The following is a 15,179-nucleotide window of genomic DNA, read 5'->3' on the forward strand; positions in this document are numbered from 1 at the left end:
TCCGTTCGGTTTGGTTCAGGCTCCTCCACCGGCAGCGCCGGACACCTGCGCCGGAGAGTTGTCCCGGAACAGGCTGATGAGATCGGCGACCACCTGGCCAGCCGAATGGCCCGATGTCATGCCGGAATTGATGCGATCGGACGCCGCTTGCTGGAACGCCATGTAGCCGTCATGGCGCGGCCGCACCCATGCGCCCTCCAGCGTCGCGCGCGTGTCCCGATAGAAGTTGCCGGCCGCTTCGTTGATGGTCCGGTCTTCCCAGGCAGCCGCATGGCCGGGTTGACCGCCGGCTGCGGCATAGGGCCCACGCTGGACATCGCCGCTGGCGACCCAGTAGGCAAAATCGATCGCGGCCGCCTTGGCTTTCGAGAAGGCCGACACCGCTATTCCGGTGCCGCCGAGCGCCGAACCGATAGGGCCGCCGGCACCGACAACCGGCATGTCCGCGAAGGCCAGGCGATGGGTGCGAAAACCGGCAACGGCGTAGGGAACATAGCCGTAGATCAGCGGTGCGCAGACGAACCGGGAGTGGGCCTCCGCCATCCGTTCAAAAACGGCGATCGGGTCCATCTCGAGACAGGCTGGATCGACCAGCGCCGCGATCTCACGCATCCTTTCGAAGACTTCTGTGCCTGTCTCGACATCGATGAGATCGTGGGACGGGTCGGTCCCGCAAGGGCGTCCCAGATTGCCGGCCAGCGTGTAGAAGGTCATCAGCGAGTGAGGCGGCCGCAACGGGAGCAGCACGCGGCCCTGCCGTGCGAGATCGAGCACCTCGCGCCAAGTCGCCGCCGGCGCTTCCAGCGCGTCCGGCCGCCAGGCCTGCACCTGCGCCGCCGCGTCGATCGGAAACGCCCATTGCCGGCCCTGCCAGCTGTAGCTCGGATAGGACTGGCCGACGCTGCCCGAGGCGAGCGCCGTGCGCTCCGCCTCGCGGCCGGCGACGTCGAGCGGTTCAAGGCAGCGCTCCGCCGTGATCTGGCCGACATGCGGATGATCTATGACGATCAAATCATAGGCGCGCGCCAGTTCCTCGACCGGGAAGGATTCGAAATCCTGCAGCGAGCGCTTGTCCCACGCGACGGCAACGCCGGTTTTCCGCTCCCACAGGGATGAACACGCGACCATCGGATCGTAGCCGCGTGGGTGGCTCCAGGTCATGCCCTTGAGTTTACGCACGCTCACAGGCCGAACTCCGCGCGGATTTTGGCACTGTGCTCGCCGATACGCGGTGCCGCCCGATCGACCTTGGCCCTGATGCCGTCGACCCTGAGCGGCGAACTGGTGGTGAGGATCGACACGTCGTCCTCGCGCGTCACCGTCTGCAGCATGTCGAGCGACTGGAAGCCCTCGCTTGCGAGCATCTCGGGCCAGGTCAGCACCTTGGCGCACCAGATGTCGGCCGGCTCCAGGATGGCGAGCCACTCGTCGATGCTCCTGGTCGCAATCCTCTGCGCGATGATCGCCTTGATGTCGTCGCGCGCGGTGAACCAGGATGTCGGTCTGTCGCGATAGGGGGCCAGTTCGCTGAGCGACAACAGATCGGCGAGCTTGGGGATCGGCGTCATTGCGATGGCGAGGTAGCCGTCCTTGGCCGGATAGACGCCGTAAGGCGCCGACAGATAGGCATGCGCGCTGCGGAAGCTGGAGCGCCTGGGCAGGCGGCGGCCATCATTGAGATGCGTGGTCAGCACCTCGAACTGGAAATCGACCAGCGCCTCCAGAAGGCTGGTCTCGATGTGGCTGCCCTGGCCGGTAATGCCGCGCCGCACCAATGCGGCCAGTATACCTTGGGCGCAGGCAGCGCCCGCCAGCATGTCGCCAATGGCGAGGCCGAACGGCACCGGCCCCTGGTCCTCGTCGCCGTTCAGCCACATCACGCCCGAACGCGACTGGGCCAGCAGATCCTGGCCCGGCCGCTTGACCCACGGACCTTCCTCGCCATAGCCACTGATCGAGGCATAGACCAGGCGCGGATTGATCTGGCGGACGGCTTCGTAATCGAGGCCGAGGCGCTCGATGACACCCGGCCGGAAATTCTGGATCAGCACGTCGGCCTTGGCCAGCAGGCCGCGCAGTGCCGTGAGGTCCGCCTCATTCTTCAAATCGATGGCAAGACTTTCCTTGGCCCGGTTGATGGCGTGGAAGATGGTGGAATCGCCGCCGATCTCGGTGTCGCTGAGATAGAGCCGGCGCGACAGGTCGCCGCCATCGGGCCGCTCGATCTTGATCACGCGGGCGCCGAGGTCGAGCAGTCTGAGCGAGCAATAGGGCCCGGACAGGAACTGGCTCATGTCGACGACGACGAGACCAGCGAGCGGCAAATCGGCTGCTGCCGGCATTGCTATTTCTCCGTCTTGCCGACGAAATCGGCAGGGTTGCGGTACTTCACCGTCTGCAGATGCTCGCAATAGAGAACGAGTTCGCCTTCGCCCTTGAATACCTCGTAGCTGGCGCGGATCAGCCCCATCTCCTTGTAGCGGGGCTGCTTGTCGAGATTGGAACGGATCGAATAGATCGTATCGCCAATGAAGACGGGCTTTATGAAGCGCAGCTTGTCGTAGCCATAGGAAAAGGCGTTGACGCAGTTGGTGGCGACCAGCCCCAGCCCCGCCGAGAAGACGAACGCGCCGGCAATCAGCCGCTTGCCGAAAATGCCCTCGCTCTCCGCGAACATCTGGTCCTGCACATAGGGATGGATGTCGAGCACCAGCGTGTTGAAAAGGTGGCTGTCGCCCTCGGCCATCGTGCGCCGCAGCGAGCGAATTTTCTGGCCAACCGGCCAGTCTTCGTAAAACCAGTTCTCGGCGTTCCATACCGGCAACGCGGCATGATCGGCAGGCATATTGCTGGGGTGCGTCGAGGCAACGCCGACGGTCGGCGCGAAATCGTTCATGGCTCAATCCATCGGTCTCGTGAGAGAGGCCGGGCAAGCATTCGAGCACGCATCAAGGCGCCTGATTGCACGACGTCTCCTCCCGTCAATCTTCTTTTATAAATACTATTTTCACATATGGGGTTGCGTTGCAAGCGAGGACAGGCGAAATTTTGGCTGTTCCGACAGCACTTCGAGGCTGGCGGGCAGGGGAGGAAAAACATGCGCAATGCCAGTCTGGTCTTCGTCGGCAGCCTGAACCGGGAGGCGCCTTATTTTCAGGGCGCGCGCGGCGTCGGCCTCGGGGTCTACAGCTTCGACGAGGAAACGCTGGAAACACGGAAACTGGCTGAGACCAACGACGTCGACAATCCGACATTCCTGTCGGTGACGCCGGACGGCTCGCGCATCTACGCCAATTCGGAAGTGTTTGCCTGGCGCGAGGGAACTGTGTCGGCCTACAGCTTCGATCGTCGCTCGGGCAGGCTCGCCTATCTGAACAAGCAGCCGTCGCTCGGCAGCATCACGGCGCACAACACCATCACGCGTGATGGTACGAAATTGCTGGTCGCGAATTATGGTATGGGCGAGGGTGGGCCGGACCGCGCCGTGGCGGTCTATGGTTTCGACGGGGATGGCGCCTTGTCGGCCCCGTTGGCCGGCGTGTCGCACAAGGGCACCGGCCCCAACGCGGCGCGCCAGGAGCGTTCGCACGCCCACAGCGTCACCGAAACCATCGCCGGCGGAGTGGCCATCGTTGCCGATCTCGGCATCGACCGGTTGGTCTCCTATCGGATCGAGCAGGATGGCAATCTGACCAGACTTGCCGAATCCGCTCTGCCGCCCGGTGCAGGCCCACGCCATCTCGCGCTGCATCCGAACGGCCGCTTCGTTTTCGTCATGAACGAGCTGGATTCGACCATCATTTCGATGACGCTCGACGAAACCATCGGCAAACTGTCGATCCTCGACGCCAAGCCGGCAGTGCCAGCCGAAGCGCGCAACGACAACCATTGCGCCGACATCCAGATCTCGCCGGATGGCCGTTTCGTCTACGGTTCAAACCGCGGCCACGACAGCGTCGTGATCATGGCCGTCGATCAGGAGACCGGCGGCTTGAGCCTTGTCGACTATGTTCCTTGTGGGGGTGCCACGCCGCGCAACCTGGCGCTGACGCCATCGGGAGGCCATCTATTTTCCGCCAACCAGAACGCCGACCGTATCTCGATCTTCGCCCGCGACCCCGGCAGCGGCATGCTGACCGACACCGGGCGCGTCATCGAGATCGGCACGCCGATGTGCGTCAGGATCGTGGCTTGACCGCCCGCGGGCGGACTCGCCGGGCTCAGGCCTGTTGGATGGCCGAGAGTTTCCAGCTCGAGCCATTCTGACGCGTGAACGTCCACAACTCGGTCGTCTCCGTGGGATGATCCTCGTCGCCGTCGACGACCTTGCCGCTGGCCCGTTCGCGCGTCACATCGCGCGACTCGTAGCGCAATGCGGCGGTCGCATAGTCGCGGTCGTCCTCGCGCCAGCTTTCCGCGATGTCGGCCTGCAGCAGGTGGATGTCCGATACCTCGTTCCTGAGACCTTTCTGGGCGTTGTCGGCCAGTTCCTCGGACAGATAGGACACCATCTCTGGCGTCACCGACCGGCGCAATGCGGCATGGTCCTCGCGGCCGAATGCTTCCTGGACCTCGGTCAGCAGCTGCTGGAACGCGTCCAGGTCGGTCTGGGCCAGCGTGATCTCCTCGAATCCGGTGGCAGCGGAGCCTCCGCCCGCCTCCCCGCCAAAGCCCGGAATCGTGAAGGAGCCAGCGCTGCCCGCGTCCTGCCGTTCCGTTGCGCGGTTCTCGAACCGTGAAGCCTGGGCATTGCCCATGCCGGCGAGCGCGGGGGCGGGACCTCGGGCGGATTGCGACCGGAAGAAGCGGATGGCCAGCATGATTGCGCCACCGATCAGCAGGGCCTGAAGCAGGAATCCAAACATGCCGGCGAGGCCGCCGAAACCTTGGCCCAGGAGCAGGCCGATCAGGCCGCCGATCAGCAGGCCGCGCATCATCGTTCCGCCGAAGCCGCTCATCAAGCCGGGCCTCTGCGGGCCGGCCTGCGGCTGCCGAGCCGCATTGTTCACACCGGTGTTGGGCGTCATCGAACGCTCGACCGGCGCGGCCGGAGCCGGCGCCGTCCTGGTCGGCGGCGCCGACTGGAAGGTGCGCGTGCCACGGCTGCCGAAACTGCCGCCCCGACGCGCCTCGGCATGATCGATCGCGACCATGGAGAAAGCGAGGAACAGGCCGGCAAGGAGGGTGACGAATCGGCTTGTACGGGAAATCATCGGGGGGACCTTTGTCGATGTGGTTTCGGAAATTCAGCAAGACGCCGGCCATCTGGCGGGCGTCATATGGTCAATCGAACAGCTCTTCGAAGAATGACTTTTTTCGCTTGGGATAGCGTTGGCCATGCGAGCGGGAATAGTCGTCGTCACGGTCGCGGCCATGGTGTGGCTGGGAGAACGCTGCCGGCTGTGGCTGCGGCGCGGGCGACGCCTCCCTGCCAGACCGTTCGACGATCTTGTCGAGTTCGCCTCGATCGAGCCAGACGCCGCGGCACTGCGGACAATAGTCGATCTCGATACCCTGGCGTTCGCTCATCACGAGCGCGACGCGGCAGGAGGGGCAAACCATACCAAGGAGGGAAGATGTCATGCGGGGCTCCTGACCAGAAAGAAGAGCCCTTGACCGAAAAGAATGGAAACGGGCCCGTTGAAGCGGTCCGACATCACGGTCGCCAGAAGCGACAGTCAGAGGGGCCCGGCCCGCACGGGAAAGTTAGGAATGCGAGGCGGCACCTTCAAGGGCGATTCTTGTCCGCAAGCGTGATTTGTTGCTCAGACCGTCACCACGATCTTGCCGAACTGGTCGTTCGATTCGAGATAGCGATGCGCCTCGACGATCTGATCGAAGGCAAAGGTCCGGCCGATGATCGGCTTGAGTGTGCCGGTCTCCAGCCCTTCAAGGACGAACGTCTTGGCGGCCTCCAGCTTTGCGTGGTCTCCAGTGATTTCGTGGACGAGGTAGCCGCGCAGCGTCAATGTCTTGCCTAGCACGGCAGGCAAGGGGAACGGCGTCGGTTCGCGGCTGAGGCCGCCATATTCGATCAGGATGCCACCCTTCGACATCGCCGCCGTCAGTGGCTCGAAGATCGGACCGCCGATCGGGTCGAAGACCACGCGCACGCCTTGCGGCCCGGCGATTTCTTTCAATCGTGCAGCGAGATCTTCTTCGGCCAGGACCACGACTTCAGCCGCTCCTGCGTCGAGTAGGGCCTGCTTCTTCGCCGATGTCCGCGTCACCGCGATAGCTGTCGCACCAATGCCGTTGGCGATCTGGATCGCCGCAAGCCCGACGCTGCTCGACGCCGCCGTGATGATGATGAAATCCTCTGCGCGCAGCCCGGCGATCTCGATCAACGCACCATAGGCGGTGAGGTACGGCATCCAGATCGCCGCCGCCGATTGCCAGTCGAGGGACGGCGGATGCTTGACGACGAGCCCGGCGGGGAAGGTGACAAGCTCGCCGTAAGCCGGCCAGCGAACCATCGATCGAGGCGGGATGATACTGACGGCATCGCCAGCCGCCAACTCCGTGACGCCTTCGCCAATTGTTTCGATAACACCCGCCGCTTCCAGCCCGAGGCCGGAGGGGAGGGTGGGTGTCTCGATATAGCTGCCCGCCCGCAGCAGCGCCTCGGCGCGGTTGAGCCCGAGTGCCTTGACGCGGATTTGCACCTCGCCCGGGCCCGGAAGCGGAAGGTCGATATCCTCAATGCGCAGAACCTCGGGGCCACCATGCTGGTGAAAGCGGACGACACGTGTCATTCGGTTGACTCCAAATCATATGAACCGAATGATCTATGTCGCGTGCGTCGAAGGCGATAAATGGTGATACGGATAGAACAGTAGAAACCAGGAGTTCCGAATATGGATAGGCTCGAGAGCATGGCCGTGTTCGTCAGGGCGGTGGATCTCGGTTCGTTCGCGGCCGCGGCGGCCGCGCTGGACCTGTCCGGGCCGATGGTTGGAAAGCATGTCCGGTTTCTCGAGGAGCGGCTGGGCGTGCGTCTCATCAACCGCACCACGCGCCGCCAGAGCCTGACCGATTTCGGTCGTGCTTATTATGAACGCTGCCGCTTGGTGCTGGCCGAGGCCGAGGCCGCCGATGCGCTCGCCGCCGACCAGCTCTCAGAGCCGCGCGGAAAATTGCGCGTCACCATGCCGGCGCATTTCGGCCGCCACTGCGTTACCCCCGTACTGTTGCAACTGGCGCGGCGGTATCCGACGCTGGAGCTCGACCTCTCGCTCAGCGACCGCTTTGTCGATCTCGCCGAGGATGGCTACGATCTGGCGATCCGGACCGGGGATCTCGACGACAAGGCCGGCGTGATCGCGCGCCGCGTTGCGCGTCAGGACATGGTCGTCTGTGCCGCGCCTTCCTATCTGCAAATCCATGGCGAACCTTGGCGGATCGGAGACCTCGCCGATCATCAGGCGATTGTTTACCGCCGGCTTGGCATGATCGTTCAGCCCTGGCTGTTTCCGCGCGAGGGACAAACCGCCCTCGAGTTCATGCCAACCGGCCGGCTGCGGCTCGACGATCTCGACGCCATCGCCGATGCCGCGGTCGACGGCATGGGGCTGGCGTGGCTGCCTCATTGGCTGGTGCGCGAACGCATCCGGGCCGGCACGCTGGTCGAGCTGTTGCCGGAGCAGCCGCGTTATCCCTACGACTGCCATGCGCTCTGGTTGCGGACACCGCGTCTGCCGCTCAAGGTCCGGCTTGCCGTCGACGCGCTTGCTGCGGGCTTGCCGAAAATGATGGCGTGACCGGTGATCGAGAAATTTGCGCTCTTTGAGGTGTCGCGCTCCAATGCCATATGAAGGTGGCTGACGGAATGCGCATCGCAGGAGAGACGGTTCATGACCAAGGGTTCGGATCTGTTCGTGGCGGCTCTGGAGAACGAAGGGGTCGATCGGATCTTCGGCATTCCGGGCGAAGAAAATCTCGACATCGTCGAATCCATCCGCCGCTCCTCGATCCAACTGATCCTGACCCGCCACGAGCAGGCGGCCGCCTTCATGGCCGCCACCTATGGCAGGCTTACCGGCAAGCCGGGCGTGTGCATCACCACGCTTGGCCCGGGCGCGCTCAATCTGACGACGGGTGCTGCCTATGCGCTGCTCGGCGCCATGCCGATGATCATGCTCACTGGCCAGAAGGGCATCCTTTCGTCGCGCCAGGCGCGCTTCCAGATCGTCGACATCGTCGCGGCGATGAAGCCGCTGACCAAGCTGTCGCGCCAGATCGTCTCGCCCAGGATGATCCCCTCGCTGGTGCGCGAAGCCTTCCGCGTCGCCCAGGAGGAGCGCCCCGGCCCCGTGCATCTGGAACTGCCGGAAGACATCGCGGCGGCGCAGTGCGATCCGGTCGCGCTGGTGCCGACGCACCCGGTCGACCTGCCCATAGCCGGCGCGGACGCGCTCGACCGCGCCGCTCGCATGATCATCGAGGCCAAGCGTCCGCTGCTGATGTTCGGCGCCGCCGCGTCGCGCCCGCGCGTCACCTCCGACATCGCCCAGTTCGTGCTGCGCACGCAGATTCCCTATTTCACCACGCAGATGGGCAAGGGCACCGTCCCTGGCGGCACCGAACTCTACATGGGAACGGCCGCATTGTCGGAACGCGACTATGTCCACGAGGCCATCGAGCAGGCCGACCTGATCATCACCATCGGTCACGATACGGTGGAGAAGCCGCCCTTCATCATGGGCGCCAACGGGCCGAAGGTCATCCATGTCGGCTATCACTCAGCCGATGTCGAGCAGGTCTACTTCCCGCAAGCCGAGATCGTCGGCGACCTTGGTCCGTCGCTGGCGCTGCTGGCCGATCGCGTCGAAGGCAGGATCCCCAACGCGCAGGCCTTGCTGCCGCTGCGCGAAGGCATTTTGAGCCGCATCGCCGCGCGCGCCACCGAAGACCGCTTCACGCCGCAGCGCATCGTGCACGACGTGCGCGCCGTGATGCCGGCCGACGGCATCCTCGCGCTGGACAACGGCATGTACAAGATCTGGTTCGCGCGCAACTACCGCACCCGGATGGCCAACACGCTGCTGCTCGACAACGCGCTGGCCACCATGGGCGCCGGCCTGCCGTCGGCGATGATGGCGGCGCTGCTCTATCCCCAGCGCCGTGTCATGGCCATCGCAGGCGACGGCGGCTTCATGATGAACAGCCAGGAATTGGAGACCGCCGTCAGGCTCAAGCTCAACCTCGTCGTCCTGCTGCTGGAAGACCATGCCTATGGCATGATCCGCTGGAAGCAGGCTGTCGACGAATTCCCGGATTTCGGCATGACCTTTGGCAATCCCGACTTCGTCAAATACGCCGAAGCCTATGGCGCCAAGGGGACCAGGGTTGGCGAAGTTGCCGACCTGCTGCCGGCGCTGGAACAGGCCTTCGCCGGCGGCGGCGTGCATCTCGTCGTCGTGCCCATGGACTATTCCGAAAACACCAGGGTGCTTGTCGACGAATTGCGCGAGCGCTTGCCCGCGCCAAAGGCACCCTGACGGCAGCGGCAAAGCCGCCGTCAGGATCGGTTGATGCCTACAGCTTGCAGTAAGGCGTTACCGGCGCGATCGTTCCGAAATCCTTGACGATCTCGTAGCCGATGCCGTCCGCCGCCGCCTTGCCGACATAGGAATGGCAGAGCGTGTGGTTGTTGCTGGCATCGACCCGGATCTTGCCTTGTGGCGCATCGAACTCGATCGTAGGCAGCGCCTTGAGTACATCGTCATCCTTCAGCGAGCCGGCCTTCTCGGCCGCCAGCGCGTAGAGATGCAGGCCGTTATAGCCGGCCTCGCCGATGCCATTGACCATCTTCTCCTGGCCGAATTTCTCGCGGAAGTTCGCGATGAACTTCTTGTTGACCGGGTTGTCGAGCGCCATCCAGTAGGGCTGCGGCGCGTAGGTGCCGGCGGCGACGCCAGGCGGCAGCGCGTCCTTGTTGAAGACCTCGTCGAGCGGTGCGATCAGAGGCTGTTTGATGTCGAAGCTGCGATACTGCTTGAGCTGCGTGACGGCGTCGTTGCCGACCACCATCGACCACACGACATCAGGCTTCAACGACTTGATCTTCTGGAAGGCCGGGCCGAAATCCGTGGTGCCGAATGGATAATAGTCGGCGCCGACGATCTTGCCGCCGGCCATTTCATAGGCCGCTGTGATCGCCTCGGTCATCTTCTGCGGCCAGGCATAGTCGGACGCCATGATGTAGATGGTCTTGCCGAGGTTTTCGGCCACCCACGGCATCATCGGGTCTACCTGCTGCATCGGGATCGGGCCGGTGGCGACGAAGTAGCGATTGCATTCGCCGCCCTCGAAATTGGTCGGGTAGAAGAACAGCTTCTTGGCCTTCGAGGTGACGGAAAGCGTGGCGCTGCGCTCGGGCGAAATGATCGTTCCCATGATCACGTCGACCTTGTCCTCGTTGAGGAGCTTGCGGGCCTTGTCGATGGACCCCTTGGTCGTGGTCTGGTTGTCCTCGATGAAGAGCTCGACCTGGCGCCCGCCAATGCCATTGGCGGCGTTGAGCTCGGCGGCGGCGAGCTTGTAGCAATTGAGCAGCGTCTCGCCCAGGATCGCCTGCAGCCCTGTGATCGGGATCGATAGCCCGACCTTGACCGTATCTGCAGCGCGCAGGATTCCAGGCGCGCCGACCATTGCGAAGGCGGCCGCGGCGCCGCCGGATTTCAGAACAGTTCTTCTGTTTATCATTGTTGTGTTCCCTTCCAGTCCAGGCGCGCCCCATGCACGCCTTACAAGTCAACAAGCTCCCAGGCGCTTCAGGCGCCCCTATAGGGCCAACAGGTCCTTCAGTAGGCTCTCGTCGGCGAATGCTTCCGGCGTGCCCTCATGCACGATCCTGCCCTTCTCCATCACCAGGCAGCGATCCGCCGCCTTGAGAACGAGATCGAGATTCTGCTCGACCAGAACGATGGCGATGCTACGCTCACGTGCGATGCGCGGCACCAGCTCGGCAATCGATTGCACGACGTTCGGCTGGATGCCTTCCGAAGGCTCGTCGAGCAGCAGCACCGACGGCAGGCCGCACAGCGCGCGGCCTATCGCCAGCATCTGCTGCTGGCCCCCCGAGAGCGTACCGGCGATCTGCGCCTCGCGCTCGCGAAGGATGGGAAAATAGCCAAAAATATCGGCTGGAATGTCGCCGTCGCCACGATCCTTGGCGGCGCGCGTGCCGACCTCCAGGTTCTGTCGCACGGTCAGCTGATTGAAGATGCCGCGGCCCTGCGGCACATGGGCGATGCCCACGCGTGCGCGGCGGAAGGCCGGCGCGTTGGTGAGATCCTGGTCGCCGAGAACCACCGCGCCGCCGCTCGCCTTCAGGCCGCCAGCGATGACGCGCAGCAGCGTTGTCTTGCCGGCACCGTTGCGGCCGAGCAGGCCGACCACTTCGCCCGGCGAGACGCTGAGGTCGATGCCGTTCAGCACTGGGAGCGGGCCGTAGCCGGCCGAAACGGCAAGTGTCCGCAGCATGCTCAGCGCCTCCCTAGGTAGACGTCGCGGACCATCTCGTCGGCCTCGATGTCGCGGAAGGGACCGCTGCGAAGCAGGCGGCCCTGGTGCAGCACCAGCGTCTCGCAATTCAGCGCCCGCACGAAGCGTATGTCATGCTCGACCGCGACAATCGAGAACTCGCCCTTCAACCGCAGCAGCATTTCGGCCGTCGCCAGCGTCTCCTGCGGCGTCATGCCGGCGGTTGGCTCGTCGAGCAAAAGTAGCCGTGGCTCGATGGCCAGCGCCATACCGATCTCCAGCCATTGCTTCTGGCCGTGCGCCAGTTCGCCGGCTAATGTGGCGGCACGATTGGTCAGCGCGACCAGTCCCATCAATTCACCGATTGTACGGGCCGGGGAGGGGGCACCCCATCGTGCGACCTTGAGGTTGTCCTCAACCGAGAGGCTCGGGAAGACGGACGGGATCTGGAACTTGCGGGCAATGCCGAGCCGGGCGATGCGATGCAGCGGCAGGCCGGCAATGTCTCGGCCGAGGAAATGGACGCTGCCGCTGGTCGGGCGCAGCGTGCCGGTCAGAACGTTGAGGAACGTGCTCTTGCCGGCGCCGTTCGGCCCGATGATGCAGCAGAGCTCCTTGTCGCGGACCGTCAGGTTCAATCCTTCGAGGGCCTGCAGCCCTCCGAAGCGGATGCCGACATTTTCGGCCTGGAGCAGGACGTCGCTCATCAGGCCTGCCTCCTGCCTTTGAACAGGCTCCTCAGCCGCGCATGGATCGATAGGATGCCGTCCGGCAGCACAAAGACGATGATGACGAAGACGCAGCCCAGCAGCAGCGGCCACAGGCTCGGATTGAAGCTGCTGATCGTCTGCTGCGCGCGCTGGATGAAGATTGCGCCCAGCACTGGGCCAAGCAGCGTGCCGCGCCCGCCGACCGCCACCCAGACAATGACCTCCGTCGACAGAAGCAGTCCGGACAGATCGGGGGCAACCAGCCCGGCCATGCAGACATAGAGCGCGCCGGCAAGCCCGGCGATGGCTGCCGAAAGGATGAAGGTGACGAGCAGCCGTAACGGCGCATTATGGCCGAGTGCCGCCGCCCGGACCTCATTGTCCTGAATGGCGGTCAGCACCGTGCCCCAGCGGCCACGGCTGATCGACCACAGCGCCAGCACGACCACGGCGACGATAGCCGAGACGAAGATATAGCTCGGCAGGTCCTGGCTGAGGTCGACATTCCGGCCACCAACATCGAATTCGATCGGCGGGATGCCGATCAGGCCGCTGTCGCCACCGGTGACCGAACTCCACGAGACCGCGGCCTGCTGGCAGATGACGCCCATGGCGAGCGTGACAATGGTGAAGTAGCTGCCGCGTATGCCGCCGAAGAACAGGAAGTAACCGATGATGGCGGCGACGAAGGCAGCACCCGCAATGGCGCCCACGATGCCGAGCAAGCCGCCGAAAGGATTGGCGTCGTTGAGGGTGACCAACGCCATGACGTAGCCGCCTATACCGAAGAACGCGGCGTGGCCGAAGCACAATATGCCGGTGCGGCCCCAGAAGAAGTCGAGGCTCGCCGCGAACAGGCCGAAGATCAGCGCGTCGCGGATCACCGTCAGTTGGTAGCCGTCGGCGAGGAAGGGATATAGGATCGCGAGCGCCACGCAGACGACGAAGATCAGCAGCCAGTTGCGGTCGCGGGCAATCATCGCGAAGCCCCGTTGAACAGGCCGTTAGGCCGCAGCCGCACGGCGACGATGGCCGCCAGCAGCACGATCGCCTGCGCCAGCGATGGCGAGATCTGGTAGTTGAGGATGCTTGTCAGCCCGCCGACGAAGACGCTGCCGGCGACGAGGCCGGCAATCGAGCCGACCCCGCCGACGATCACGACGAAGAAGGCGTTGGCGAGATAGTTCACCCCCATCTGCGGCAGCACGATCGCCAGCGGCGCGACCAGCCCACCCGCAAGGCCCGCGATGGCCGCGCCGAAGGTGAAGGCGATGGCGTAGGTGCGGCGCGTGTTGATACCGACGCCCTCCGCCATTTCGCGGTTCTGGATGACGGTGCGGATGTCGAGCCCGAAGGATGTCCGGCTGATCAACAGGATCAGGCCGAGCAAGGTCGCCATGGCGATGCCGATCAGGATCAGCCGGTAGGCGGGATAGACGGTGAAGAACAGGTCGAACGTGCCCTCGATCGGTGGCGTCACCGGCTTGGCACCGAGGCCGAAGGTCAGTTCCAGCCCTTGCTGCAGGATGAGGCTGACGCCCCAGGTGGCGAGCACGGTCGAGACCGGCCGCGAATAGAGATGGCGGATGATGGCGAATTCCAGGATACAGCCGACCACCGCGCCGGCGATGGGGGCGGCAAGCAGCCCCAGCCAGAACGAGCCGCCGATGCTCTGGACGAAATAGACCGCGAAGGCGCCGACGGTAACGAATTCGCCATGCGCCAGATTGGTGACGTTCATCAGGCCGAAGCTGATCGCCAGCCCGAGCCCGACCAGCATCAGGATGCTGATCAGCGTCAGCGCGTTGAGCAGCGTGGTGACGGCAAAGTCCATCGCGTCAGGCCGCGCTGGCGAGGCGTTGGCGCAGGCCCGCGAGCAAGCCTTCGGCGGCGTCGATTGCCTTGGCTTGGTGTGGCTGCAGCTCCTGTCCGGCCCATTCGTCGATATGGTCCGACAGGGGATCGACCACTTCGGTGCGATGGTTGGCCAGCGTCTCTATGACGGCGTGGCCACAGAACGGCACATAACCTTCGGAATAGCCGCCTTCATGCGTCATCATCAGGCGCCCATTCGAGACTTCGGCGGCCAGCGCCACCATGCGCGCGGTCAGGCGGCGGAAGCATTCGCTGTTGAGCATCATGCGGCCGAGCGGGTCGAAGCCCGACGCGTCGAAGCCGGAAGCGACGATGACGAGGTCGGGCTTGTAGGCGCGCAGTGCCGGGGCGACGACGCGGTCGAAGCTCGCTTCATAGGCGCCGATGCCGCTGCCCGCCGGCAGCGGGATGTTGATGTTGTAGCCTTCGCCTGCGCCCTTGCCATTGTCGGTCAGCGCGCCGCGTCCGGTCGGATAGAGATTGTCCTGGTGCAGCGAAATCGTCAGCACCGACGGGTCGGCATAAAACACCGTCTCGGTGCCGTTGCCGTGATGCACGTCCCAGTCGACCACCGCGGCGCGGCCGAGCAGGCCTTCATGCTGCAGCCGGCGCACGGCCACGCCGATGTTGGAGAACAGGCAGTTGCCCATCGCCTGGTCGGGTTCGGCGTGGTGCCCCGGCGGGCGCGCCAGCGCATAGGAATTGTCGACGCGGCCCGTCAGCACCGCGCGCATCGCCGCATAGGTGGTTCCGGCGGACAACAGCGCGATGTCGAAACTGTTGAGGCCGATCGGTGCCTGAGGCCCGGCGAAACCGGACCCGCCTTCGCTCAGCGTCCTGATATCGTCGACATGGCGCTGCGTATGGACGCGCAACAGGTCCTCGACCGTCACCGGTTCGGCAATGATCGGCACCAGATGGCGCGCCAGGCCGCTGACCTGGATGAGGTTGTTGAGCCGGCGCTTCGACCCGGGAGATTCCAGATGGCGACCGGGCTCCACGAAGCGGCCGGGAGGCATCATGTCGGCGCTGGAGCCGGTATCATGCCACATCAGCTGTTCGTGAAAAACGTACCCTGTCGCCATCCGCAGCGTCCTCTACCAACCA

General features: G+C 64.5%; 15 protein-coding genes. 3 read left to right on the forward strand and 12 right to left on the reverse strand.

What is annotated here, in order from left to right; genetic code table 11:
- Positions 1–15: 15 nt before the first annotated feature.
- From FJ948_RS14170 to FJ948_RS14180, 3 genes are read right to left on the reverse strand one after another with little or no spacing between them, the layout of a single operon-like run.
- Positions 16–1,185 (reverse strand): extracellular solute-binding protein, encoded by a 1,170-nt coding sequence (locus FJ948_RS14170; RefSeq protein ID WP_140705359.1) that lies wholly within the window; start codon positions 1,183–1,185, stop codon positions 16–18.
- Positions 1,182–2,342 (reverse strand): CaiB/BaiF CoA-transferase family protein, encoded by a 1,161-nt coding sequence (locus FJ948_RS14175; RefSeq protein WP_140705361.1) that lies wholly within the window; start codon positions 2,340–2,342, stop codon positions 1,182–1,184. The genes FJ948_RS14170 and FJ948_RS14175 overlap by 4 nt, the downstream gene beginning before the upstream one ends.
- Before the next feature lie 2 nt (positions 2,343–2,344).
- Positions 2,345–2,896, reverse strand: a complete 552-nt coding sequence (locus FJ948_RS14180) for a MaoC family dehydratase (RefSeq protein ID WP_140705363.1) — start codon at positions 2,894–2,896, stop codon at positions 2,345–2,347.
- Between the two features lie 201 nt (positions 2,897–3,097).
- Between FJ948_RS14180 and FJ948_RS14185 the strand changes: the two genes are divergently transcribed.
- Positions 3,098–4,195: a lactonase family protein gene (locus FJ948_RS14185; RefSeq protein WP_140705365.1), complete on the forward strand. Its 1,098-nt coding sequence runs from the start codon at positions 3,098–3,100 to the stop codon at positions 4,193–4,195.
- 25 nt (positions 4,196–4,220) lie between these two features.
- On the opposite strand, the gene FJ948_RS14190 is transcribed toward FJ948_RS14185, so the two are convergent.
- The 3 genes from FJ948_RS14190 to FJ948_RS14200 form a co-directional block, all read right to left on the reverse strand.
- Complete coding sequence (locus FJ948_RS14190) at positions 4,221–5,213, reverse strand: Tim44 domain-containing protein (RefSeq protein ID WP_140705367.1); 993 nt, start codon at positions 5,211–5,213, stop codon at positions 4,221–4,223.
- A gap of 70 nt (positions 5,214–5,283) precedes the next feature.
- Positions 5,284–5,583: a zf-TFIIB domain-containing protein gene (locus FJ948_RS14195; protein ID WP_140705369.1), complete on the reverse strand. Its 300-nt coding sequence runs from the start codon at positions 5,581–5,583 to the stop codon at positions 5,284–5,286.
- A gap of 182 nt (positions 5,584–5,765) precedes the next feature.
- Entirely contained in the window at positions 5,766–6,755 is a 990-nt protein-coding gene (locus FJ948_RS14200) for a zinc-dependent alcohol dehydrogenase family protein (RefSeq protein ID WP_140705370.1), read from the reverse strand.
- Between the two features lie 102 nt (positions 6,756–6,857).
- Between FJ948_RS14200 and FJ948_RS14205 the strand changes: the two genes are divergently transcribed.
- Both FJ948_RS14205 and FJ948_RS14210 read left to right on the forward strand, forming a co-directional pair.
- On the forward strand, positions 6,858–7,760 hold the full coding sequence (locus FJ948_RS14205; protein ID WP_140705372.1) for a LysR family transcriptional regulator: 903 nt from the start codon (positions 6,858–6,860) through the stop codon (positions 7,758–7,760).
- 93 nt (positions 7,761–7,853) lie between these two features.
- On the forward strand, positions 7,854–9,500 hold the full coding sequence (locus FJ948_RS14210) for an acetolactate synthase large subunit (RefSeq protein ID WP_140705374.1): 1,647 nt from the start codon (positions 7,854–7,856) through the stop codon (positions 9,498–9,500).
- A 37-nt stretch (positions 9,501–9,537) separates the two neighbouring features.
- Here FJ948_RS14210 and FJ948_RS14215 read toward each other — a convergent pair whose 3' ends face one another.
- From FJ948_RS14215 to FJ948_RS14240, 6 genes are all read right to left on the reverse strand, one after another.
- Positions 9,538–10,707 (reverse strand): substrate-binding protein, encoded by a 1,170-nt coding sequence (locus FJ948_RS14215; protein ID WP_023782320.1) that lies wholly within the window; start codon positions 10,705–10,707, stop codon positions 9,538–9,540.
- 78 nt (positions 10,708–10,785) lie between these two features.
- On the reverse strand, positions 10,786–11,487 hold the full coding sequence (locus FJ948_RS14220) for an ABC transporter ATP-binding protein (protein ID WP_140705376.1): 702 nt from the start codon (positions 11,485–11,487) through the stop codon (positions 10,786–10,788).
- Positions 11,488–11,489: 2 nt separating this feature from the next.
- Positions 11,490–12,194: an ATP-binding cassette domain-containing protein gene (locus tag FJ948_RS14225; protein WP_140705378.1), complete on the reverse strand. Its 705-nt coding sequence runs from the start codon at positions 12,192–12,194 to the stop codon at positions 11,490–11,492.
- Complete coding sequence (locus FJ948_RS14230) at positions 12,194–13,177, reverse strand: branched-chain amino acid ABC transporter permease (RefSeq protein WP_140705380.1); 984 nt, start codon at positions 13,175–13,177, stop codon at positions 12,194–12,196. The genes FJ948_RS14225 and FJ948_RS14230 overlap by 1 nt, the downstream gene beginning before the upstream one ends.
- Positions 13,174–14,031 (reverse strand): urea ABC transporter permease subunit UrtB, encoded by an 858-nt coding sequence (urtB, locus tag FJ948_RS14235; protein ID WP_140705382.1) that lies wholly within the window; start codon positions 14,029–14,031, stop codon positions 13,174–13,176. Before urtB ends, FJ948_RS14230 begins: the two co-directional genes overlap by 4 nt.
- A 4-nt stretch (positions 14,032–14,035) precedes the next feature.
- A complete protein-coding gene (locus tag FJ948_RS14240) occupies positions 14,036–15,157 on the reverse strand; it encodes a class II histone deacetylase (RefSeq protein ID WP_140705384.1) in 1,122 nt (373 codons plus the stop codon).
- Positions 15,158–15,179: the final 22 nt, after the last annotated feature.

The organism is Mesorhizobium sp. B2-3-12 (assembly GCF_006442205.1).
Lineage (GTDB): Bacteria > Pseudomonadota > Alphaproteobacteria > Rhizobiales > Rhizobiaceae > Mesorhizobium.

Bases quoted from the DNA above. Each gene is read 5' to 3' on its own strand.
- FJ948_RS14175 (WP_140705361.1), bottom strand. From the start codon at position 2,342: ATGCCGGCAGCAGCCGATTTGCCGCTCGCTGGTCTCGTCGTCGTCGAC.
- FJ948_RS14180 (WP_140705363.1), bottom strand. From the start codon at position 2,896: ATGAACGATTTCGCGCCGACCGTCGGCGTTGCCTCGACGCACCCCAGC.
- FJ948_RS14185 (WP_140705365.1), top strand. From the start codon at position 3,098: ATGCGCAATGCCAGTCTGGTCTTCGTCGGCAGCCTGAACCGGGAGGCG.
- FJ948_RS14190 (WP_140705367.1), bottom strand. From the start codon at position 5,213: ATGATTTCCCGTACAAGCCGATTCGTCACCCTCCTTGCCGGCCTGTTC.
- FJ948_RS14195 (WP_140705369.1), bottom strand. From the start codon at position 5,583: ATGACATCTTCCCTCCTTGGTATGGTTTGCCCCTCCTGCCGCGTCGCG.
- FJ948_RS14200 (WP_140705370.1), bottom strand. From the start codon at position 6,755: ATGACACGTGTCGTCCGCTTTCACCAGCATGGTGGCCCCGAGGTTCTG.
- FJ948_RS14205 (WP_140705372.1), top strand. From the start codon at position 6,858: ATGGATAGGCTCGAGAGCATGGCCGTGTTCGTCAGGGCGGTGGATCTC.
- FJ948_RS14210 (WP_140705374.1), top strand. From the start codon at position 7,854: ATGACCAAGGGTTCGGATCTGTTCGTGGCGGCTCTGGAGAACGAAGGG.
- FJ948_RS14215 (WP_023782320.1), bottom strand. From the start codon at position 10,707: ATGATAAACAGAAGAACTGTTCTGAAATCCGGCGGCGCCGCGGCCGCC.
- FJ948_RS14220 (WP_140705376.1), bottom strand. From the start codon at position 11,487: ATGCTGCGGACACTTGCCGTTTCGGCCGGCTACGGCCCGCTCCCAGTG.
- FJ948_RS14225 (WP_140705378.1), bottom strand. From the start codon at position 12,194: ATGAGCGACGTCCTGCTCCAGGCCGAAAATGTCGGCATCCGCTTCGGA.
- FJ948_RS14230 (WP_140705380.1), bottom strand. From the start codon at position 13,177: ATGATTGCCCGCGACCGCAACTGGCTGCTGATCTTCGTCGTCTGCGTG.
- urtB (WP_140705382.1), bottom strand. From the start codon at position 14,031: ATGGACTTTGCCGTCACCACGCTGCTCAACGCGCTGACGCTGATCAGC.
- FJ948_RS14240 (WP_140705384.1), bottom strand. From the start codon at position 15,157: ATGGCGACAGGGTACGTTTTTCACGAACAGCTGATGTGGCATGATACC.